This is a genomic window from Pseudomonas sp. GP01-A4 (assembly GCF_058780865.1).
In genome coordinates this window covers 19,474-40,943 of record NZ_JBYSWF010000069.1, presented here as the reverse complement: position 1 = coordinate 40,943, position 21,470 = coordinate 19,474, and the positions used below count along the sequence as shown (strand labels likewise).

Sequence of the window (21,470 nt, the reverse complement as noted above, 5' to 3'; positions counted from 1 at the left end):
ATGAGTGTCCGGATCAGCGTGGAATCACTGTCCGGATGCGCGTGGAATGGGTGTCCGAGTCAGCGTGGAATCCGCAACCAGCTTGTACAAGCAGCGGTAGTCGTTGACCTGAAGAGAACCTGCACTGAATCAGTTTCATCGACAGCCACCTCATTCAAGGAATCGTCATGAACACTATGGACATGGCCCGTTGAGAGAGTAGACGTCAAATACGAATTCGTCGAATCAGTGACTTACGTGTCTTATGAACATCTCTGACATAGCACCTGATTTAACATAATATACATTATGCGTAATCATATGATCCGTTATCAGGGTCAGTGCCAGCCAGATTTCAACCAGTGCACCACGCTCCTCATCGACCAAACCCAGCCTGTCTCGATTTGGTCGATGAGCCTGGATCACACCTGAGCGAAACCGCCATCCACGAACATCTCGCTGCCCGTCATGAAGCTGCTCTCATCCGATGCCAGGAACAATGCCGCATTCGCCACTTCATCTGGCTGCCCCATACGACCCAGCGGTACACGCGTAACCATCGAATCGACAATCGCATCCTTCTGGCCGGTACCTGATAGCGCTCTGTCCAAACCTGGTGTCGTTGTCGGCCCAGGTGAAAGCACGTTCACGCGAATACCTGTGCCTTGCAGATCCAGCGCCCAGCTTCTCGCGAAGTTTCGCAGTGCGCCTTTCGACGCGCTGTAGACGCTGAACGCTGCGGTGCCCATCGAGGCCGTCGTCGAACCTGTCAGCACAATCGAGCCACCGGCGCTCATCAATGGCAACGCGTTCTGTACGGTGAACAACGTGCCTTTCACGTTCACGCCAAAGGTGCGATCAAACGATTCCTCCGTGATCGCACCAATGGGCTCCAGATCCCCAAGGCCCGCATTGGCGAACAACACATCAACACGACCTTTGTCAGCCTTGATCTGCGCGAATACCCGCTCAAGATCACGCAGGTTTGAAATATCGCCCTGGATCGCGATCGCGTCATGCCCGATCAGGACCAAGGCTTTGTCCAGTTCATCCTGGCGGCGTCCCACGATAACGACCTGTGCACCTTCGGCCGCAAAGCGTATGGCGCTGGCCAAGCCGATCCCGCTGTTGCCACCGGTGACGATGGCGATTTTCCCGTTGAGCCTGCTCATGAGTGTTTCCCTCAAATGTTGAGGCCCAAGCGTAGATCTGCGCTATTGTTTTGAATAGTATGCACCTTTTGGTAAGTACCCAGCCTGAGGGCAAAAACATGTCAAACAGCACCTTTAACTGCGGGCTCGACGCCGCCCTGGCGGTGATTGGCGGGAAATGGAAACCGTTGGTCCTGTATCACCTGGCCCATGAAGTTCACCGTTATGGCGAACTGCGGCGCGCCGTTGGCGGCGTGACGGACAAGGTGCTGATCCAGCAATTGAAGGAGCTGGAACGCGATGAGATCATCGCGCGCATCGACTACAAGGAGATACCGCCAAAGGTCGAATACTCCCTGACTCCCTTCGGACGCTCGCTGGCCCAGGCATTGGGGCCGCTTTGCCAATGGGGCACCGACCATATGCTGGCGGTTGAACGCATCAGTGAGCGCCGAGCGACCGCCCTCGCCCAGCCTTAAATTCGCGAAATATCCAACTCGACTAAATGGATATTTAGTTGAGTTAAATCAATACTTTACGTCTATCTCCCGTATCCATTGCCTATTCACGACACCCTGCCGCTGGTGACTCTGTAGCGAGTCTGTAAACACCGGCTTGTATGCGCCGAGGGCGATCACTAAGCTGGCCCCTCTTTTTTACCGCCGCCCGGAACCACCATGTCTCGAAGTATCGCCCACCTCGCCCTGCTGCTGGGGTTGATCACCGCCGTCGGCCCGTTTGCCATCGACAGCTACCTGCCGGCGTTGCCGACACTCGGCGCCAGCCTGCATGCCTCGCCTGCCGCGGTGCAGATGAGCCTGACGGTGTTCTTCATGATCATCGGTGTGTGCCAGCTGTTCTACGGCCCGATCAGCGATGTGTTCGGGCGTAAGCCGCCGATCTATGCCGGCCTGGCGATTTTCATCGTGGCCAGCATTGGTTGCGCCCTCGCCCCCTCCATCGAGGTGCTGATCGGCTTCCGGGCGTTGCAGGCCTTTGGCGCCTGCGCCGGGATGGTGATTCCGCGGGCGATTGTGCGTGACTTGTACACCGGCCATGAAGCCGCGCGCCTGATGGCGTTGCTGATGCTGGTGGTGAGCATTTCACCGATTCTCGCGCCGCTGGCCGGCAGCGTGATCATTGCCGTGTGGAGCTGGCGCGAAGTGTTTTGGGTACTGGGTGTGGCTGCAGTGCTGTGCCTGATCATGACCGCCGTACAATTGCCGGAAACCCACCCCGCCGAACGCCGTCTGGGCAAGACCCTGGGCAATGCGTTCGGCAGCTACGGCGCGTTGCTGCGTGATCCGGTGTTTACCGGGTTGTCGGTAGTGGGCGGTTTTGGCCTTGCGACGTTCTTCGTGTTCATCGGCAGCGCGCCATTCGTTTACATCGAGTACTACGGGCTCACGCCAACGCAATTCAGCCTGTGCTTTGCCCTCAACGCGGCGTCGTTTTTTGCCCTGAGCCAGTTGACCGCGCGCTTGAGTGCACGCTTCGGCCTCGCGCCGTTGATTCGCTGGTCGGTGGCGGGCGTGGCAACGGTCATGGCCTTGCTGGCGCTCACCACGCTGTGGGTCAATAGCCTGCCGTTGATGATGGCGCTGCTGTTTATCGGCTTCGGTTTTCTCGGGCTGCTGTTGCCGGCGGCCGGGGTATTGTCCCTGGAAGACCATGGCGCAGTGGCCGGTTCTGCATCAGCGTTGCTGGGCGCGATCCAGATGATCACCGCCGCCGTGTGCATGGCGGTGGTGGGTGTGTTTGCCGACCACACCCCGGCACCGATGTTGATCGGCATCGCCCTGAGCGCGGTGGCGGCGATGCTGACTGCGTGGTGGACCCTCAACCGATTGCCGCCGCACCTGGCCCGCGCGGGGTCATAGCGACGCCGGGTAGGTCGTCGCCAGCCTTCGACCGAATGGCTCACGCCTGTTCCTGGGGTTGCCACACCCGGCAGTCGGGCCCCTGCTCTACCCCGCTGTCCGGGACTTTCGCACTTTTGCGTACGATCAACCGCCCCCTTACGACTTCCTGAATGGCAGGCGTATCGGGGTTTTCCAATTGCGCGCAGATGATCCCAACCGCACGACTCACCATATCGCTCACCGGTTGAACGTAGGTGGTCAACGAAAACACTGGCCAGGCGGCCAGGCCGATGTCATCGAACCCGACGATCGAGATCTCTTTGCCCGGTGTGAGCCCGAACTCCTCGCGTGCGACATTGATGGCGCCCAGGGCCATGATGTCATTCGCACAAAAAATCCCGTCAGGCGGACTGGCACTCGACAGCAGCCGGCGTACGGCCTCCATCGCGCCTTCAAAGGTGTAGTCACCCACGGCGCGTTGCGGTACCGGATGCCCAAGACGTTGCAGTGCGTCGACGAAGGCGATTTCCCGGTCACGACTGGTCGAGGAGCTTTCCTTGCCGGCGATATAAGCCAGCTCGCGATGCCCGCCAGCCACCAGGAACTGCGCAATTTCCATGCTGCCCTGGGCGTTGTCGCTGGTCACGCTGGAGATACTGGTGCTGTCATTTCGACGGTTGACCAGCACCACTGGCAACCCGGTTTGCTTGCACTCCTCGGCAAACCGCGAAGACAGGCTCGCCGACACCAGCACCAGCGCCTCCACGCGGTAGCCCAGAATCTCTTCCAGCACCGGGTCAGAGTCTTCGTGGTTGGCCGTGGAGAACAACAGTACTCGATAGCCAAGCTCTTCGAACGCCGCCGACAAGGCTTCCAGCACTGCAGAATAAAACGGGTTTTCCATACTTGGCGCGACCACGCCAATCAGGTTGGAGCGCCGCTTGATCAACGAACGCGCCCACTGGTTCGGACGGTAGCCCAATGCTGCCGCCGCCGCCTCCACCTTTTGCCGGGTTTTCGGCGAAACACTGGCGCCTTTGGTGAACGTTCGCGAGACCGCAGACTGCGAGACACCGGCCAACCGGGCCACATCATGGGCAGTGATCGGGTGTCTGGAAGGGTCGTTGGAGTCTGCCATTGAGTCTGCATCCACATTTCAAATGCCGATCATACCTGCCATTTAAAGCGCGGTGTGTCGCCCGTCCCATGCTCGCCCGTCTCGCGCAAATTTCTCGGTCTTTTTTCGCCCTCCCCCTTTTCATCTCGTCCGGGAATGGCTTAGCATCGGCTCAATTGCATACGTATGCAATATCTAAAACAACAACGCTAGGAATTCATCCCATGGCAATTTGGCTCAAAAAAGGCGCAGAAGCGTCCGTCATCAAATCAGCAGCGCGTGAGGTGCGTGACACCGTCGAAAAGACCCTGGCAGACATCGAAGAACGGGGTGATGACGCGATTCGTGAGCTGTCGATCCGCTTCGACAACCTGGACCGGGATGACTACCGGCTCTCCAGCGCCGAGATCGATGCCTGCATGGCGCAGTTGACCAAGCGCGACATCACCGACATCGAATTCGCCCAGACCCAGGTGCGCAATTTCGCCCAGCACCAGCGCAACAGCATGCGTGACCTGGAAGTCGAAACCCTGCCGGGCGTAGTGCTCGGCCACAAACACATTCCGGTTAACGCGGCGGGCTGCTATGTACCCGGTGGCAAGTATCCGTTGTTGGCCTCCGCGCACATGTCGGTGATCACCGCCAAGGTCGCCGGGGTTCCACGCATCATCACTTGCGCCCCGCCGTTCCATGGCAAGCCGGCACCGGCGATTGTCGCCGCACAGCACATGGCGGGTGCCGACGAGATCTACTGCCTGGGCGGCATCCAGGCTATCGGCGCCATGGCCCTGGGCACCCAGTCGATTGCTGCGGTGGACATGCTGGTGGGGCCGGGCAACGCGTTTGTGGCGGAAGCCAAGCGTCAATTGTTCGGCCGCGTCGGTATAGACCTGTTCGCCGGTCCGACCGAGACCCTGGTGATCGCCGATGAAACCGTGGACGGTGAAATCTGCGCCACGGACCTGCTCGGTCAAGCCGAACACGGCCCGGATTCCCCGGCGATCCTGCTCACCACGTCGGAAAAACTCGCCCGCGAGACGATGGCTGAAATCGAGCGCTTGCTGACGATCCTGCCGACCGCCGGGATTGCGCGCCAGGCCTGGGAAAGCTTCGGCGAAGTGATCGTCGCTGAAGACGAACAGGAGATGCTCGCCATTGCCAATGACCTGGCGTTCGAACACGTACAAGTCATGACCCGTGACCCGGACTTCTTCCTGGACAACATGCGCAACTACGGCGCCCTCTTCCTCGGCCCTCGCACCAACGTCTCCTACGGCGACAAGGTGATTGGTACCAACCACACCCTGCCCACCAAAAAAGCCGCGCGTTACACCGGTGGGCTATGGGTCGGCAAGTTCATCAAGACCTGCACCTACCAGAAAGTGATGACCGACGAAGCCTCCTCCCTCATCGGCGAATACTGCTCACGCCTGTGTGCCCTCGAAGGGTTCTCCGGGCATGGCGAACAGGCCAACATCCGCGTGCGTCGCTACGGCCACAAGCACGTCCCTTACGCCGGTATCGCAGAATAAAAACAGCTTGGCTACAACGGGTCGCGCCACGTGCGCGGCCCGACAACAACAAAAATCATAGCCATCGCGCAGCCCAACACTGGCCCTCTGCGCCAAAGGCCCAGCCTCGAAGGACATCCCATGAGTGTCATCATCGCCTTGCTGGCGTTGTTCGCGTTAATGCTCGCTGCATATCGGGGATACAGCGTCATTATCTTCGCGCCTCTCGCCGCACTCGCTGCCGTTCTACTGACTGACCCCGGCGCCGTTGCGCCGGCGTTCACTGATATTTTCATGGACAAGATGGTCGGCTTTATCAAACTGTACTTTCCGGTGTTTTTGCTCGGCGCCGTGTTTGGCAAGTTGATTGAGTTGTCCGGCTTTTCCCGCTCCATTGTCAAAGCCGTGATCCAGGTGCTAGGCAGCAGCCAGGCCATGCTGGTGATTGTGCTGGTCTGTGCGCTGCTCACCTACGGCGGTGTTTCGCTGTTCGTGGTGGTGTTTGCGGTGTATCCGTTTGCCGCGGAAATGTTCCGCCAAAGCAACATTCCCAAGCGCCTGATGCCCGCAACGATCGCCCTGGGTGCCTTCACCTTCACCATGGATGCGTTGCCTGGTTCGCCGCAGATCCAGAACATAATTCCCACCACGTTTTTCGGTACCACGTCCTGGGCGGCGCCCTGGCTGGGAGTCCTGGGTTCGTTGTTCGTACTGATCGGCGGCATGCTGTACCTGGAGCGCCAGCGACGCAAAGCCCGGCGCGCGGGCGAGGGTTATGGCACCGACCTGCGCAATGAGCCCGAAACGCCCCAGGACATCGCCCTGCCCCACCCGCTAGTGGCGTTGCTGCCGTTGCTGTTGGTAGGCGTAATGAACCTGGCCTTCACCCACTGGATTCCACAGTGGTACGGCAGCATTTATGAAATTGACCTGCCCGGACTGAAGGCACCGATCCAGACCCAGGTATCGAAGATGATCGCCATCTGGTCGGTCCAGGCGGCCTTGCTGGTAGGCATCGTCACGGTCTTTGCATTCGCCTGGCGCACCCTCGTCAGCAAACTCGCCGAAGGCAGCCGCACCGCCGTTGGCGGGGCCATGCTCGCTACGCTCAATACCGCCTCGGAATATGGGTTTGGCGCAGTGATTGCCGCGTTGCCTGGCTTCGTTGCAGTGGTTGAAGCGCTCAAGGTGATCCCCAATCCGCTGATCAACCAGGCCATCACCATTAACTTGCTGGCGGGTATTACCGGGTCGTCATCGGGTGGCATGAGCATTGCCCTGGCGGCGATGTCGGACACCTTCATCGCCTCCGCCAACGCCGCGCATATCCCGCTGGAAGTCATGCACCGTGTGGCCGCCATGGCTGCAGGGGGCATGGACACCCTGCCCCACAACGGCGCGGTCATCACCTTGCTGGCGGTCACCGGCCTGACTCACCGCCAGGCCTATAAAGACATTTTCGGCATGACGATCTTCAAGGTACTGGCGGCGTTTTTCGTGATTGGCGTGTACTACCTCACCGGGCTTGTCTGATCCGGACCGTGTGACGGGAAGTTATACCGCCGCGTTGTTTTAGTCCGACGGAGCCCCGGCCTGGGGCTCCATCTGTGCCAAATAAGCCCACGGGTAAATCCCCCGCTGGTGCCCATCGCTGAAAATCAACTGCACGCCATACCCCTGGGGATGGACCTCCAGCACCCGGACACGGTCCGACACCAGCGGCGGCGTGCCTCTCAACCGAAAGGCCCGGCACTGCGAGCACGGGCATTCACGGCGCAGGCGAGCGTGGTCGATCCATTGCACGCCGTCGCGCCATTCCAGCCTCAAGCGCCCATCATCATCGCGGCCAATGCCGTTCGGTGCACTGTTCATTGCAGTTGTGCCAGGGCAATGCGCACCGCCTTGCGTACTTCCGGGTCGCCATCGTCGGCCGCGTCACGCAGCGGGCCAAGGGCCTGTCGGTCGCCCAACTCGCCCAGCGCCAGGGCGGCTTCCTTGCGCAGGTTGCTGATGCTGTGGCCCAACGTCAGGAGCAGCGCCGGCAACGCCGGTGCATACCGCAGGCGCCCAAGGCTGCGGGTGGCGCGCAGGCGGACTTGCCAGTAGTCATCGGCCAGCGCCGTGATCAAGGCGTCTCCCGCGCGGGTGCTACCGACTTTGCCCAAGGTGGTCGCGGCCTCTTCCCGTACTTGCCAGGTGGCGTCCTGCAACGCTTCATACAGCGCCGGCAGTACCCGCTCATCACTGGCCAGGCCGAGGGCGCCGGTGGCGGCACGCCGGACCTCGGTGTCCGGATCGCTGCTGGCCAACCTCGCCAGGGCCTCCAATGCCGGCAGGTGCTTGAGCCAGCCGAGTACACCGACCGCTTCGCGGCGCACCCCCGCATCGGTATCGTTCAGCGCCAGCATTGCCGACGGCGCCGCCGCTTCAAGGCGCAACTCGCGCAGGGCACGGAAGATTGCCGTGCGCACGCTGACGTCGGCGTGGGTGGCCCATGGCAATAACAGCCGGCCCGCCTGCGTCGTCTTGAGTACGCTCAAGCTCTGGGCGGCGGCATCACGTACCGACGCTTCAGTGTCGGTCAGCGCCTGGCACAGCGCCTCGACCACTGCGTCTTCTTCCCACGCCTCCAGCAGGCTGGCAGCCTGGGCGCGCACGTCGGTGGCCGGGTCGTGGCGCAGGCTGTCCACCAGCCACACCAGGCCGTCGGGGTCTTCCAGGTCAGCCAGGTCAATCAGGGCGATCCGGCGCATGCCGGCATCCGGCGCTTGCAGCCGCGGGCGCAGGGCTTGGATGTCGGGGTTTTCGGTTTCATAGGTCATATGGCAAATCGCGGTCTTGGGTGATCGTTGGGTAGCCCGAGCGGGTTCAGCCGTGGTAACTGGCGACCATCTTCGTGGTGCAGCAGCTCCAGGCAATGGCGCTTGAGGTGGGTAAATTCCGGCGAGGTCATCAGTTCGGTGCTGCGCGGCCTTGGGAAAGTCAGCTGGAAATCCTCGATGATGCGCCCGGGGCGCGGGCTCATCACCAGGATGCGGTCGGCCAGGAACAGCGCTTCGTCGATGTCATGGGTGACAAACACAACAGTTGTGCGGATGCGCGTCCAGATGTCCAGCAGCAAGGCCTGCATCTTCATGCGGGTCAGGGCATCCAGCGCGCCGAACGGCTCATCCATCAACAGCAGGCCGGGACGATTGATCAACACCCGGGCAATTTCCACCCGCTGCTGCATGCCACCCGACAGCTGGTTGGGCCAGCGCTGGGCAAAACCTTCCAGGCCCACCAGGTGAAGGATCTCATCGGCGGCGGCCAGGCGCTCGGCCTTGCCTACGCCGCGCATCTTCAGGCCGAAGGCGACGTTTTCGCGTACCGAACGCCAAGGGAACAGTGTGTGTTGCTGAAACACCATGCCCCGTTGCTGGGAAGGGCCGGCAACCGGCCGGCCATCCATTTCCAGCGTGCCCTGGCTTGGCGTGAGATGCCCGGCCAGCGCGCCGAGCAAGGTCGACTTGCCACACCCGGACGGGCCGAGGATGCACACGAACTGCCCCGGCTCGATCCTGCAATCCAGGGCTTTCACCGCCTCGAATGCCTGCTGCTGTTCGCCCAATACAATGGACAAGCCGCGTATGTCGACACGGCCTTCAAGATGACTCATCAGGCTTTACCTCGTGGTCGATGCCAGGGAGTGAACAGTGCGCCGAGACGCTTGACCAACAGGCTGCTGCCCATGCCCAGCACGCCGATCAACAGCATGCCAACGACAATGTCGGCATAGTTCTGGATGGTGTAGGACTCCCAGGTGTAATAGCCGATGCCGTACTGACCGGAGATCATTTCCGCTGTCACCAGGCAGAACCACGAAGTGCCCATGCCAATCGCCAGGCCGGTGATGATGCTCGGCGCGGCGCCCGGCAAAATCACCTCCAGCAGGATCGCCCGGCGCCCTGCCCCCAGGCTGCGCGCCGAGGCGATCAGCCGAGGATCGACGCCTTCCACGCCATGCACCGTATTGAGCAGCACCGGAAACAGCGCGCCGGTGAAGGTGATGAAGATCATCGACAGCTCCGACGACGGGAACATCAGGATCGCCAGCGGGATCCAGGCCACCGCCGGGATCGGCCGGATCACCTCCAGCGGCGGCAACAGCAGGTCTTCCGCCCACTTCCAGCGGCCAATCGCGATGCCCAAGCCGATCCCCACCAGCGCGGCCGCCAGGTAGCCCTCGAACACCCGGGTCAGGCTTGCGCTCAAGTGCCGCACAAGCTTGCCCGAGTCCGCCAGCCCCAGGGCAGCCTGCACCACGGAGCCCGGCGTGGGCACATTGGCAAATGTCACCAGCCACAGGTTCCAGTGCTGGCTGGCCGCCAACTGCCAGAACAGCAGGCACAACAGCAAGGAAGCAGCCTTGGGCAGCCAGCGCCATGGGGTGCTTGTCATGAACACGCTCCCTCAGCGACCGGCAACGGCCTGCGCGCCGGCGTCGGTGAAGTTGAACACCTTGCCGCCCTGGGCCTGGGCAAATTGCTGCGCCTGGCCCTTGAGCAGGAATGCACTGAGTTGGCCGTGCTGGTTGGTGGCAAACCAGGCCTGGCTCGCCAGCAGCTTGATGCCGCTGTCTTCGGCCTGGGCATACACGGCGCGCACCGCCTTGCCTTGTTTGTTCAGGCTGTCCAGCGCGGTGAACGCCGCCTCGGCCGACGCGTAATCGCGCACCTTGGGCTCACCCTTGACCCAGATTTGCGCGACGTGCTTCCAGTCAGTGATCGGCGCGCCGCTCAGGGCGTCGTTGGCCTTCAGCGGGGCCTGGGCGTAGTTGCCCAATTGCGCCGCATAGTCCAGGCCCGAGGCCTTGAACGCGGCACGGATGTACTGGTCATCGATAAAGGTATTGAGGTCCAGGCCACGGTCGGCCTTTTTCAGCAGCTTGAGGGTGTCGATCGCGGTGCCCACGGCCTGGCGGTATTCGGGTTTCCAGCTCAAGTCACGGGTCTGCACGCCCAGCGGGCCATGGAACAGGTAGTTGACCTCGGCTTCGACGCCGGTGACTTTTTCGATCAGCTCGCTGTACTTCTCCGGCTCTGCGGCCAGCAACTGATTGGCCTCGATACTGGCGCGCAGGTAGGCGACGACCACTTCCGGGTACTGTTTGGCATAACTTTCGTCCACCAGCGCGCCGTGGAACGTCGGGGTGTTGGATTGCGAGCCGTCGTAGATCTTGCGGGCGAAACCACGGTTGGGGAACAGTTCGCCGAACGGCACAAAGTCGGCATGGGCGTCGATCTTGTTGGCCTGCAACGCCGAGCCTGCCACTTCGGGCGCCTGGGCAATGATGTTGACGTCCTTGAGCGGGTCCCAGCCCTGGGCCGCAACAGCGCGCAGCAACATGCCATGGGCCGTGGAGGCGAACGGCACGGAAATCGTCTTGCCTTTGAGGTCCGCCAGGGACTGGGCGCTGGAAGCGACCGGCACCACAATGCCGTTGCCGCTGCCCTTGATGTTGCCCGACAACACGCTGATGAACAGGCTGTGCTTGCCCGCCGCCTCGAACGCTACGCCGTTGAAGGCACCGGGGAAGTCGGCCATTGCGCCAAAGTCCAGTTTGCCGGCGACCATTTCATTGGTCAGCGGCGCGCCACTGGTGAAGTTTTTCCACTGCACGTCGTAGGTCGCGTCCTTGTACTTGCCGTCGTGCGGCAGGTATTTGTCCAGCAGCCCCAGCTCGCGGATCAGCAAGCCGCCCGCGGCACAGTTGATGGTGGTGTCCTGGGTGCCGATGGCCACCCGGATCGTTTGTGCCTGGGCCGACAGGCTCAAGCAAGCCAGCACCAGGCCGGCCAGGGTTGCGCGCAATAACATTGGGTAGTTCCCCTCGAATCATGGTTGAAGGAATCGTCTCCGCCACGGTCTGGCGCGGTGGGAAACGAGGGGGTGTGGCTAGGGCTGCGTCCGGGGTTGGCGGATGGCGTTTGCGGCAGGTCTCAGCGCAACAGGTACGGAATCTCGACCTTGACTGCGCCGGTGGGGCAATCTTTTTCACAGGGCATGCAGTACCAGCATTCATCGAACGCCATGTACGCCTTCTGCGTTGCCGGGTTGATCGCCAACAGGTCCATCGGGCACACGTCGACGCAGACCGTGCAGCCTTTTTCGGCGATGCACTTGTCCTCGTCCACCGTTACCGGGGCGTTGGAGCGAAAGAATATTTCCTGGGGCTGATAGGCCATTTCACGGTGTCCTGTGGTGAGCGAGCTTGGGGGGGCACATTCAGGCGGCGTCAGCCCCTACGCGCAGGCGGTCGTAAGCCTGCATCTCTTCGGCATCCAGCGGGATCACATAGGGCTCGACGGGTTTCTTGAAGCTGACCATCTGCCCGTCCTCGCCCTTTTTCAGGTGGCAATGGCAGAACCAGTCGGCGTCGTTGCGTTGCGGGTGATCGACCCGGTAGTGGTACAGGCCCCAGCGGCTTTCGGCGCGGTACAGCGAGGCGCGGGCAGCCATTTCGGCGCAGTCGCGGATCACGCTGGTTTCCATGGCGCGCATCAATTCATGGGGGTTGTGCGCCTTCATCTGGTCCAGGTCGCGCTCGATATCGGCGAAGCGTTGCAAGCCGATTTCCATCTTGCGGGTGACCTTGGGCGGCTGCAGGTAATCGTTGACGAAGCGCCGCAGCTTGTACTCGACCTGGGCCGGCGGCAGACCGGTTTCGCGGTCCAGTGGCGCATAGACCCGAGCCTGCTCGGCGGCCACTTGCCGGGCATCCACCGCGCTGAATTCGCGCCCGGCCACAAAGCTTGCCGCGTTGGTGCCGGCAAACCAGCCATAGGTGAACGCGCCGAGCATGTAGTTATGTGGCACCGCCGCCATGTCGCCCGCTGAATACAGGCCCTTGACCGAGGTTTCCGCGCGCTCGTTGACCCACACGCCCGACGCCGAATGCCCGCTGCAAAAGCCGATCTCGGAGATATGCATCTCGACCATCTGGCTGCGGTAGTCGGTGCCTCGGTTGGCGTGGAACTGGCCACGGCTGGGGCGCTCGTTGCTGTGCAGGATCTGCTCGATGTTCTGGATGGTTTCCTCCGCCAGGTGATCGAGCTTGAGGAACACCGGGCCGTTGCCGCTTTCCAGTTCCTGGTGGAACTCCCACATCATCTGCCCGCTCCAGTAGTCGCACTCGATGAAGCGTTCACCCTTGTTGTTGGCGGTGTAGCCGCCCAAGGGGCCGGTGACATAGGCGCACGCCGGGCCGTTGTAATCCTTGATCAGCGGGTTGATCTGGAAGCACTCCAGGTTCGCCAGTTCGGCTCCGGCGTGGTAGGCCATGGCGTAGCCGTCGCCGGCATTGGTCGGGTTTTCATAGGTGCCCATCAGGTAACCCGAGGACGGCAAGCCCAGGCGGCCGGCCGCGCCGCAGCAGAGGATCACCGCCTTGGCCTTGATCACCTGGAAGTCCGCAGTGCGGCAGTCAAAACCCATCACGCCATTCACCGCGCCTTCGCTGTCGGTCAGCAAGCGGGTGCACACCAGGCGGTTGGTGATGCTGACCCGGGCGCGCTTGAGCTGGCGATACAGCACCTTCTTGATGTCGTGCCCTTCAGGCATCGGCAACACGTAGGCGCCCATGTGATGGACTTTTTTCACCGCGTAATCGCCGGTTTCGTCCTTCTCGAACTTCACGCCCCAGCGGTCCAACTGCTCGATGGTTTCAAAACTGTGGGTCGCGTAGGCGTACACCGCCGCCTGATTGACGATGCCGTCGTTGGCAATCGTGATTTCCTTGGTGTACTGCTCCGGCGTGGAGTGGCCGGGAATGATCGCGTTGTTGAGGCCGTCCATGCCCATGCTGATGGCGCCGCTGCGCTTGACGTTGGCCTTGTCGATCAGCAATACGCGCAGATCGCGGTTGGCCTCCTTGGCCTTGATCGCCGCCATGGGGCCGGCTGTACCGCCGCCGATCACCACGATGTCGTATTCCAGTTCCAGGGTTTGGCGGCTCACGGGCGGCTACCTCGCTGACGGTCGATGCGCAGGCGATACTGAAACGCGTCGCCACGGTAATACAGGTGTTCGAAGTCCACGGGCTGACCGTCTGCGGTGTGGGTCAGGCGTTCGATGCGCATGATCGGCGAGCCGGCCTCGACGTTCAGCGCCTGGGTCAGCTCGCTGTCGGCGAGTACCGCGTCAATCGCCACGTCGGCGTGACCCAGTTGCAAGCCGCAGTCGTTCTCCAGGATCAGGAAGATGTCGCGGGTCACCAGGTCGGCGTTTTCCAGGCGTTCGCCCAGGGCCTGGCTGAGGTAGGTGATTTCCAGCGACACCGGTTCGCGGTTGATCAGCCGTACCCGCTTGATCTGCGCGACAGTGCTGCCCTCCTCCACGCCCAGGCGCTCGGCCACCAGCTTGTCGGCGGGCACGAAGCGGTAGCTGCGCAGGCGGTTGATCACTTCATAGCCGCGCTCGGTCATGGACTCGCCCAACCCCTGCAGGGTGCTGACGTTCTGATAAGCCTTGGGTTTGGAAACAAAGGTGCCTTTGCCGTGGATCTTGTAGATCAGGCCTTCCTTTTGCAGATCACCCAGGGCCTGGCGCACGGTGATGCGGCTGACTTTGAAGCGCGTGCCCAGTTCGCTCTCGGAAGGCATCTGGGTGTTCGGCGCGTACTCACCATCAAGGATGCGGCTGCGCAGCAGGTCCCGCAGTTGGGCATGCAGCGGAACGCTGGACAGAGGGGATAAGGCGACGGTTGATTCGTTCATCAGGACCACTTGTCATAACGAGTTATGACGTGATCATAAGGAGTCTTATGAAAAGCGTGGAAATACCGTTTTGGAATAAGGTTATGGACCGGCGAATCCCGCTGCACCTACGGGATGGGTGCAGTGGATCCGCCTGTTTTATAGAGCAGTGTCTGACGCTGATGAACAATCAGAAGTTATAGCTGACCCGGGTATACAGGATGCGGCCAAACGGGTCGGCGTATTTCGGGTCGTACCCGCTCTGGAACGCATAGGTCTGGTTGCTGAACGGCGGCGCGCGGTCAAACAGGTTTTTCGCGCCCAGCGTGACGGCCAGGGACTTGCTCCAGTTGTAGGTACCCGCCAGGTCCCAGACGTTGTAGGAGCCTACGGAGTCGTGGGTGTCGGGGTCCGAGTCGTGATAGCCACTGGTGTAGCGGTTGGTCAGGCTGACGCCCAGCGGTCCCCGCGCCCAGGTACCGGTCAGGCTGTGGCGCCAACGCGCAACGGCGCCCGCGGTGGAGAACTCGCCGCCACGAAAATCACCGAGTTTGTCGATGTAGTCGCCCTTGAGCTCCTGCTGGTATTTGTATTCGTTGACGTAGGTGCCTTGCAGGCCGATGCCGAAGTCACCGATGGCGGTGCTCGGGAAGCGGTAGTCGAAACTCACATCCACGCCGTTGGTCTTGGTCTTACCCAGGTTGGCAAGGCCGGTAACGATGTGATCGATGGAGCCATCCGCCTTGCGGATCAAGCGGTCGCCGTAGGCATCCGGGTCATCGAATACCGACGACTCAGGAAATTCGGCAATCTGGTTGGCGATGGTGATCCACCAGAAATCCAGGCCGGCACTGAGGCGCTCGATCGGTTGGAACACGAAACCAAAGGTCACGTTACGTGCGGTTTCCGGGCTCAAGCTGCCGTTGCCCCCGCTTTGCCGGCGGAACTGCTGGGCGCAGTCGCGGTTGCCGATCCCGCCATTGGCCGGGGTGCCGCCCGGGCACAGGCGCGGGTCGTTGTAGTTGGCCACGGTGTAGCTGGTGTAGGTCGGGTTGTACAACTCGTACAGCGACGGCGCACGGAAGCCTTCACTGTAGGCACCGCGCACCACCAGTTCCTTGAACGGCTGGAAGCGGAACGAGTATTTCGGGTTGGTGGTGCTGCCAAAGTCGCTGTATTTGTCATGACGCACGGCGGCAGACAGTTCCAGGCTTTCGAGCACCGGCACGTTGACCTCGGCGTACTCGGCCGACACGCTGCGATTGCCGCGCACTGCGCCATTGGGGTCTACGCCCAGGCTCTGCACGGTCTCGGCAAACTGGGCGAAATCCTGGTGGAAATCCTCCTTGCGATATTCACCGCCCAGCGCCAGGCCCGTCGGCCCCGCACCGAACCAGTCGCCGATTTCACGGCTTACGCGCCCGTCGATACTCTTCACTCGGCCCACGGCGGTGGCGTAATCGCCATCCACGCGGCTGGAGGCGAGCAACGCCCTGCCCGCTTCACTCTGCGGCCCGAACGGGTTGATCACACCGTTGGCAATCCCCTGGCTGATGGTCTGGTCGTTTACATAGCCGTCAAGAATGGTTTGCACCACTTTGTTCTGGTTGTAGGACGCGCCGACGTTGTAGTCCCAGTTCGCCACATTACCTTCGAAACTCAGCAGCAGGCGCTGGCTGGTGTTGTCATCTTCGTGCTTGCGCGCGCCGGCATCGGTTTCACGCCAGTTCACGTCTACCGGCTGTGTCGGGTCCAGGGCGAAACCCGTGGGGCCCGGGGTGATGCCGTTGCCCGGATAGAAAGGCGTACCCGGATTGACCTGGGCCCCCATCAGGGTGCCTGGGCCAATCTGCGTGCGGTTTTCGTTGCGCGCCCAGAAGTATTCGAGGCTGACGGTATGGTCATCGGCCAGCTTGCCGGTGGCTTTGGCAAAGGCCGAGGTTTTTTCGGTTTCCGGCACCAGGTCCAGGTAACTCCACAGGCTTTGGCGGCAGATGCCATTGCGTGACAGCAGCCCGGGGGAATTGCAACCGGAGCCGGCCAGCGGGTTGGTCGCGTTGCTGCCCTGGCTCCAGTTGGCCGGCGCGGCGGTGCCGGAGGTGAAATCCAGGCCGCGACCGGGCTGGTAGTTGTAGGTGAAGTCACGGTCCTTGGCCGCCAGGCGCGTCTGCTTGTCGTAGCTGACCACGCCGAACACGTTGAAGCGGTCCTCTTCAAGGTCGCCGAAACCGTAGCTGCCACTGAAGTTATGGCTGTCGCCGCCGCCGGAGCGTGTGGGCGAATCGTAGTTGGTGGAAAGTTGCCCACCGGTGAGGCTGGTCTTGGTAATGAAGTTGATCACCCCGCCAATCGCGTCGGTACCGTACAGCGCCGAGGCGCCATCGCGCAGGACTTCCACGCGGTCGATGGCGGCGAACGGGATGGTGTTCAAATCCACCCCGGAACCGTTGGTGGTGTTGACGGCGTTGTTGCTCAGGCGCCGGCCATTGAGCAGCACCAGGGTTTTGTTCGCGCCAATCCCGCGCAAGTCGGCATACGCCGCACCGCCGCTGCTGGAACCCACCGAACGCCCAGAGCCAACGGCAGACTGGTTGGCCGAAATGCGGTTGATCAACTCCTCGGTGGTGCTCACACCCTGCTCGCGCAATTGCTCGACCCGCAGGATGGTCACCGGCACTGCCGTTTCCGCGTCCACCCGGCGAATCGCCGAGCCGGTCACCGTGACTTTTTCCAGGCGGTAATCAGTACTTTTGCCCTCGGCCGGTGCGACGCTGGTGGACGTCACGGGTGCTGGATGCACCGTCAGCCCCTGTTCGCTGTCGCTTACTTGCAGGCCACTGCCCTGCAATGCCTTGTCCACCGCTTGCAGGCTGCCCAAATCGCCGCGGATGGCGGCACTGCGCTTGCCCTGCACCCACTGTTGATTGAACGAAATCATCACCCCGGTCTGCCGGGAGATATCCAGCAGCACCGTATCAAGCGGGCCGCCAGCGATATCGAAGGTGAACACCTGGCCGGCCACTTCCTGGGCCATCACCGATGTCGTGCACACTCCCATCGCCAGCGCCGCCGCCAGCGTCAGCCTTGGTAGTTGTTGTTTGAATAAAAACATCGAGGAGCTCCCTGTTGTATGTGTCTACAGGGATGAGCAACGGCAGACGGATATTTATAGGGCTGCGTTTAGGCGAAGATGCTATGAGTTTATAACCGGTTATAAGAGGCTTGCTGCATCGATTTGGCTGATGTCTTCTATTGGCCCGCAAGCGTTCATCCCCGCGCCAGGCGCTTTGTAGAATGAACCCCACAGTCAAGCCACCACCTTCGTGGTGTCGGAGGTTCTCATGCGTTATCTGCTTATCGCCGTGCTGGGCCTGTTCAGCACACTTGCCTTCGCCCAGGGCGAAACCCCGGTACCCACTGTGAGTGCCAACACCCCCGCCAGCGAGGCGTACGACTATTCCCAGGACCTGGACATCGCCAAGGTGGTGCGCGTCAGTACCGAATCCTCCACCGAGTGCGGGCCGGTCAAGGGTCATATGGTCTACATCGACAGCCACGGCGTGCGTCATGAACTGGACTACATGCGCCTGGGCGATGCCTGCCAGCACGGTTGAGCGCAAACCATTCGTCGGGCTCGGCCGGCATCGATTACAACTATCCGGCAGCTGAAAATCACTAATCCATAGAACCCGTTGTGATCTATGGAGATTGAGATGACTGACTACCCACGCCCACCTTTCGCCAGCCAGGCCCAATCCGTTCCCGGTTCGCAGAAGAAGATGGACCCCTATCCCGACTGCGGCGAGAAGAGCTACACCGGCTCCGGCCGCCTGGCCAACAAGATCGCCCTGATCACCGGCGCCGACAGCGGTATCGGCCGCGCCGTGGCGATTGCCTTTGCCCGCGAAGGTGCCGATGTGGCCATCGCCTACCTGGACGAACACGAGGACGCGAAGGAAACCGCACGCTGGGTGGAAGAAGCCGGCCGCCAATGCCTGCTGCTGCCCGGCGACCTCGCGCAAAAAGCCAACTGCCAGGCGATTGTCGACCAGACCGTCGAGCAGTTCGGGCGGATCGACGTGCTGGTCAATAACGCCGCATTCCAGATGACCCACGAGACCCTCGAAGAGATACCCGACGAGGAATGGGTCAAGACCTTCGATATCAACATCACCGCGATGTTTCGCATCTGCAAGGCGGCGCTGCCGCATATGAAGGCCGGCGGGTCGATCATCAATACCAGCTCGGTGAATTCCGATATGCCCAAGCCAACGTTGCTGGCTTACGCCGCCACCAAGGGCGCGATTGCCAACTTTACTGGTGGCCTGGCACAACTGCTGGGCAGCAAGGGCATCCGCGTGAACAGCGTGGCACCGGGGCCGATCTGGACGCCGTTGATTGTCTCGACGATGCCGGACGAAGACGTGAACAGCTTCGGCAGCGAGACACCGCTGGGCCGCCCCGGCCAGCCGGTGGAAGTGGCACCGATCTATGTGTTGCTGGCGTCGGATGAGGCGAGTTACATCTCGGGCTCGAGGTACGCGGTGACGGGTGGCAAGCCGATTCTCTAGAGTCGGATGCAAATCCAGTGTGGGAGCGGGCTTGCTCGCGAAGGCGGAGTGTCAGGCAATGCATGTGTAACTGAACCACCGCCTTCGCGAGCAAGCCCGCTCCCACATTGGGTGCTCGGTCAGCCCGGAGATCGTGTCGGGTCAGCCTTGCGCGGGTAGGTTCTTTCTTCCTGAATCCGCCCATCCATGCTGTGAATCCTCAGCGACGCCGTCTTGTCGCTGAGAAACTCCTTCGCCAACTCAACGATCGCCTCCTTGGTCTCTGCCGTTTTCGACGGCCGTGCCGAGCCCTGCTTGGTCAACGCCCAACCGGTGCCGGTCTTGTTGATGTTGTAGGTATCCATGGTCTGCTCCTTCGACTGAATAAACACGGCACGCGGCAAAACCCGCGCCCTACTATTGCGAGCGCGACTGCCGGGCAGAGTTCAAGGCAGTTGGCGGGCCAGGTTACGGGCGGCCCTACAGGTCAAACCGATCCACGGCCCTGCGCCGCTCATTGTCGTCGCGCACATCGTAGGTGGCGGTGGTCTGGATATTGGTGTGGTGCGCCAGCTTCTGGGCGATCGACAGGTCGTACTCTTCAATGACCCGCGTGATAAACGAACGGCGGAAATCATGGGGCATGATTTTCACGCCGACCTGTTCCCCACGCTGGCGGGCGATGTAGTAAATCGCGTGTTTGGTGATGCGCTCGCGGGTGATATGGCAGCCCCGGCGAATCCGGTTGAACAGGAAACCGTCGTCCTGCTCACCCGGTTTCAACTGGCTGCGGCGAAACGCCAGCCACGCCTCCAGCTTGGCAAAGGCCCAGGCCGGTGCGTACTTGATCAATTGCTTGTTGCCCTTGCCGGTAACCTGCAGGCTGCGCTCGTCAAAGTTGACCTGGCCCAGCTCGATGTTCACCGATTCCGACTTGCGCATGCCCGAGCCATACAGGATCCCGATCACCGCCGCATCCCGCAGGCCCTGGGGGCGCGGATCGGCGGCGCAGACTTCCATCAACTCACGAATCAGCGTACGCCGCAGGTTGCGCCCCTGGCTCAGGCGGGTGCCGGCCATGGCCTTGACCGAGCGCATCTTCAGCAGGTGGTCCTGGCTGATCAGGCTCATGCGCCAGGCTTCGTTCATCACCCCGCGCACGGCGTTGACGTACAGCGATGAGGTGTTCGGCGCATACCCGTCTTCCCGCAGCACCGCCACCAGGGCCATGACGTGTTCGGGCTGCAGCAGGTGCCAGTCGATGTCTTCGAGGTTGATGTCTTCAAAACCCAGGCGGTCGGCGGCGTCCTGCAGCACGTAGCGCATGGTCAGCTGGCTGGAGGGCGCCAGGCGGGTGAGGTAGAGGGTCAGCGGGTTGCGGGTAGACTCAGTCAAGGTAGATCAGCCTTTGGATTAAATATGTCGACTAACCATCTGTTTAATCGAAATATTTAGTGAATTGGCGAGCGCCGAGTCTAGCGCAGGTCAATCCCCGGGGCTATTCCTGATCGTCTTCCGCCGGGGCTGGCGTCTGCTGCTGGCTCCAGTCGGTGTCCTGCTTCTGCATCAAGGCAAACCAGTGCTGGCGCATGAACTCCAGGTACGGTTTGGGCGCCTTGGCAAAATCTTCTTCGTCGCCGTAACAGCCAGGAAGCGGCAGCTCGGTACCCTGCTCCTTGTACTGGCTGACCAGCGCCTGTTGGGCGGCGATGCTGCAATCCTTGGGCAACGGCATGCCTTGCAGGGCGCCGGCGTCTTCATCCCACCAGCTGGCGCCATAGCGGTCGATGCCGCGCAGGCGGTACTTCTGCGACTTGCCGATGTGCATGATCAGCTTGAAATCATTGGGACTGACGTCACTGGTGCAGGTGCGGCTATACCCCACGGTGACCTGGCTGATGCCATCGCCCAGCAGGTCGGTGACCCGGGTGGCGTCGCTGTTGAAGTGCGCGCCGGCATCGAACTCGCAATGCTGCACGTCGTCGTAGAGCATCCACAGGCGCTTGGGCCGGTCACCGTCGAGCAGGTACTGGGCGGCGTAGACAAAGGCCGACTGCGCACCGTCGTCGTCGCGTTCGCTGACTTGCTCTGCGAGTACCAACAGGTTCTTGCCCTGTTTATCGCTCCAGACGAAGGCGCCGACCTGTTTACCCCGCACTTCTACGCCATCGGGCACCTGGTCGATGGACGTCAGTGCCACGCCGTCATCGGCCCGCACGCTCGTGGCCCAGGCCACCGTCATCAACAACACCATCAACATTGGCCGTAAACGCTGCACGCTATTCATCCGACTGCCCTGGCAAGAGATGGCTTACTTTACCGGCACTTGCGCGGCATTGCAGAGAAGATTCTTCAGGAACCAGCCCGCGCGCGGAAAAAGCCTACCGGCCCTTCTCCCCTCATCGGCACGGCGTTGTCCGTGCTTCTGCTGTTTACCTGAACCCTAGCTGTCTACCTGCCAAAAAAACGACTTTTTCATCTGCGTTTCATATTCGTTGAACATTTTTGCGCTTAATCTTGGCGGCACGACTTGAGAACGAACCGTACTTTGCAGGTTAACTCGTT

At 61.5% G+C, this 21,470-nt stretch carries 20 protein-coding genes; 6 read left to right on the top strand and 14 right to left on the bottom strand.

From position 1 onward, the window contains the following. Positions 1-401: 401 nt before the first annotated feature. Entirely contained in the window at positions 402-1,151 is a 750-nt protein-coding gene (locus tag AC3WKX_RS28530; RefSeq protein ID WP_003217670.1) for an SDR family NAD(P)-dependent oxidoreductase, read from the bottom strand. A 98-nt stretch (positions 1,152-1,249) separates the two neighbouring features. Between AC3WKX_RS28530 and AC3WKX_RS28525 the strand changes: the two genes are divergently transcribed. Together AC3WKX_RS28525 and AC3WKX_RS28520 are read left to right on the top strand one after the other, a co-directional pair. Continuing rightward, positions 1,250-1,609, top strand: coding sequence for a winged helix-turn-helix transcriptional regulator (locus AC3WKX_RS28525; protein ID WP_008433396.1), 360 nt, complete (start codon positions 1,250-1,252; stop codon positions 1,607-1,609). Between the two features lie 198 nt (positions 1,610-1,807). Further along, on the top strand, positions 1,808-3,010 hold the full coding sequence (locus tag AC3WKX_RS28520; protein WP_003217667.1) for a multidrug effflux MFS transporter: 1,203 nt from the start codon (positions 1,808-1,810) through the stop codon (positions 3,008-3,010). Between the two features lie 40 nt (positions 3,011-3,050). Here AC3WKX_RS28520 and AC3WKX_RS28515 read toward each other — a convergent pair whose 3' ends face one another. Further along, positions 3,051-4,130 (bottom strand): LacI family DNA-binding transcriptional regulator, encoded by a 1,080-nt coding sequence (locus tag AC3WKX_RS28515; RefSeq protein ID WP_102604341.1) that lies wholly within the window; start codon positions 4,128-4,130, stop codon positions 3,051-3,053. A 203-nt stretch (positions 4,131-4,333) separates the two neighbouring features. Between AC3WKX_RS28515 and hisD the strand changes: the two genes are divergently transcribed. After that, positions 4,334-5,641, top strand: coding sequence for a histidinol dehydrogenase (hisD, locus tag AC3WKX_RS28510; protein WP_003217662.1), 1,308 nt, complete (start codon positions 4,334-4,336; stop codon positions 5,639-5,641). Between the two features lie 120 nt (positions 5,642-5,761). Next, complete coding sequence (locus AC3WKX_RS28505) at positions 5,762-7,153, top strand: GntP family permease (RefSeq protein ID WP_003217660.1); 1,392 nt, start codon at positions 5,762-5,764, stop codon at positions 7,151-7,153. A 39-nt stretch (positions 7,154-7,192) separates the two neighbouring features. Here the strand turns inward: AC3WKX_RS28505 and AC3WKX_RS28500 are convergent, their stop codons facing one another. The 9 genes from AC3WKX_RS28500 to AC3WKX_RS28460 form a co-directional block, all read right to left on the bottom strand. Continuing rightward, on the bottom strand, positions 7,193-7,492 hold the full coding sequence (locus tag AC3WKX_RS28500; RefSeq protein WP_102604342.1) for a DUF971 domain-containing protein: 300 nt from the start codon (positions 7,490-7,492) through the stop codon (positions 7,193-7,195). Then, positions 7,489-8,442 (bottom strand): HEAT repeat domain-containing protein, encoded by a 954-nt coding sequence (locus AC3WKX_RS28495; protein ID WP_102604343.1) that lies wholly within the window; start codon positions 8,440-8,442, stop codon positions 7,489-7,491. Before AC3WKX_RS28495 ends, AC3WKX_RS28500 begins: the two co-directional genes overlap by 4 nt. Further along, positions 8,439-9,278 carry an ABC transporter ATP-binding protein gene (locus AC3WKX_RS28490; protein WP_102604344.1) on the bottom strand — a complete coding sequence of 280 codons (840 nt, stop codon included), beginning with the start codon at positions 9,276-9,278 and terminating at the stop codon, positions 8,439-8,441. Before AC3WKX_RS28490 ends, AC3WKX_RS28495 begins: the two co-directional genes overlap by 4 nt. Next, a complete protein-coding gene (locus AC3WKX_RS28485; protein WP_003217654.1) occupies positions 9,278-10,060 on the bottom strand; it encodes an ABC transporter permease in 783 nt (260 codons plus the stop codon). The genes AC3WKX_RS28490 and AC3WKX_RS28485 overlap by 1 nt, the downstream gene beginning before the upstream one ends. A 12-nt stretch (positions 10,061-10,072) precedes the next feature. Next, on the bottom strand, positions 10,073-11,479 hold the full coding sequence (locus AC3WKX_RS28480) for an ABC transporter substrate-binding protein (RefSeq protein ID WP_087692993.1): 1,407 nt from the start codon (positions 11,477-11,479) through the stop codon (positions 10,073-10,075). A 122-nt stretch (positions 11,480-11,601) separates the two neighbouring features. Beyond that, positions 11,602-11,847 carry a 4Fe-4S dicluster domain-containing protein gene (locus tag AC3WKX_RS28475; RefSeq protein ID WP_003217650.1) on the bottom strand — a complete coding sequence of 82 codons (246 nt, stop codon included), beginning with the start codon at positions 11,845-11,847 and terminating at the stop codon, positions 11,602-11,604. A 40-nt stretch (positions 11,848-11,887) separates the two neighbouring features. Then, the gene (locus AC3WKX_RS28470; RefSeq protein ID WP_003217648.1) at positions 11,888-13,618 is read right to left on the bottom strand and encodes a fumarate reductase/succinate dehydrogenase flavoprotein subunit; all 1,731 of its coding nucleotides are present in this window, start codon (positions 13,616-13,618) and stop codon (positions 11,888-11,890) included. After that, on the bottom strand, positions 13,615-14,376 hold the full coding sequence (locus AC3WKX_RS28465) for a GntR family transcriptional regulator (protein WP_008433419.1): 762 nt from the start codon (positions 14,374-14,376) through the stop codon (positions 13,615-13,617). The genes AC3WKX_RS28470 and AC3WKX_RS28465 overlap by 4 nt, the downstream gene beginning before the upstream one ends. Before the next feature lie 169 nt (positions 14,377-14,545). Beyond that, a complete protein-coding gene (locus AC3WKX_RS28460; protein WP_023658830.1) occupies positions 14,546-17,467 on the bottom strand; it encodes a TonB-dependent receptor in 2,922 nt (973 codons plus the stop codon). A 229-nt stretch (positions 17,468-17,696) separates the two neighbouring features. On the opposite strand from AC3WKX_RS28460, the gene AC3WKX_RS28455 reads away from it, so the two are divergent. Both AC3WKX_RS28455 and AC3WKX_RS28450 read left to right on the top strand, forming a co-directional pair. Continuing rightward, on the top strand, positions 17,697-17,969 hold the full coding sequence (locus tag AC3WKX_RS28455) for a DUF2790 domain-containing protein (protein WP_102369062.1): 273 nt from the start codon (positions 17,697-17,699) through the stop codon (positions 17,967-17,969). 99 nt (positions 17,970-18,068) lie between these two features. Continuing rightward, on the top strand, positions 18,069-18,926 hold the full coding sequence (locus AC3WKX_RS28450; RefSeq protein WP_003217640.1) for an SDR family oxidoreductase: 858 nt from the start codon (positions 18,069-18,071) through the stop codon (positions 18,924-18,926). 119 nt (positions 18,927-19,045) lie between these two features. Here the strand turns inward: AC3WKX_RS28450 and AC3WKX_RS28445 are convergent, their stop codons facing one another. The 3 genes from AC3WKX_RS28445 to AC3WKX_RS28435 form a co-directional block, all read right to left on the bottom strand. Continuing rightward, positions 19,046-19,270: a DUF2188 domain-containing protein gene (locus AC3WKX_RS28445; RefSeq protein ID WP_003217639.1), complete on the bottom strand. Its 225-nt coding sequence runs from the start codon at positions 19,268-19,270 to the stop codon at positions 19,046-19,048. A 115-nt stretch (positions 19,271-19,385) separates the two neighbouring features. Beyond that, positions 19,386-20,300, bottom strand: a complete 915-nt coding sequence (locus tag AC3WKX_RS28440; protein WP_102604345.1) for a site-specific integrase — start codon at positions 20,298-20,300, stop codon at positions 19,386-19,388. 103 nt (positions 20,301-20,403) lie between these two features. After that, entirely contained in the window at positions 20,404-21,192 is a 789-nt protein-coding gene (locus AC3WKX_RS28435) for a M949_RS01915 family surface polysaccharide biosynthesis protein (RefSeq protein ID WP_023658829.1), read from the bottom strand. Between the last annotated feature and the right edge of the window lie 278 nt (positions 21,193-21,470).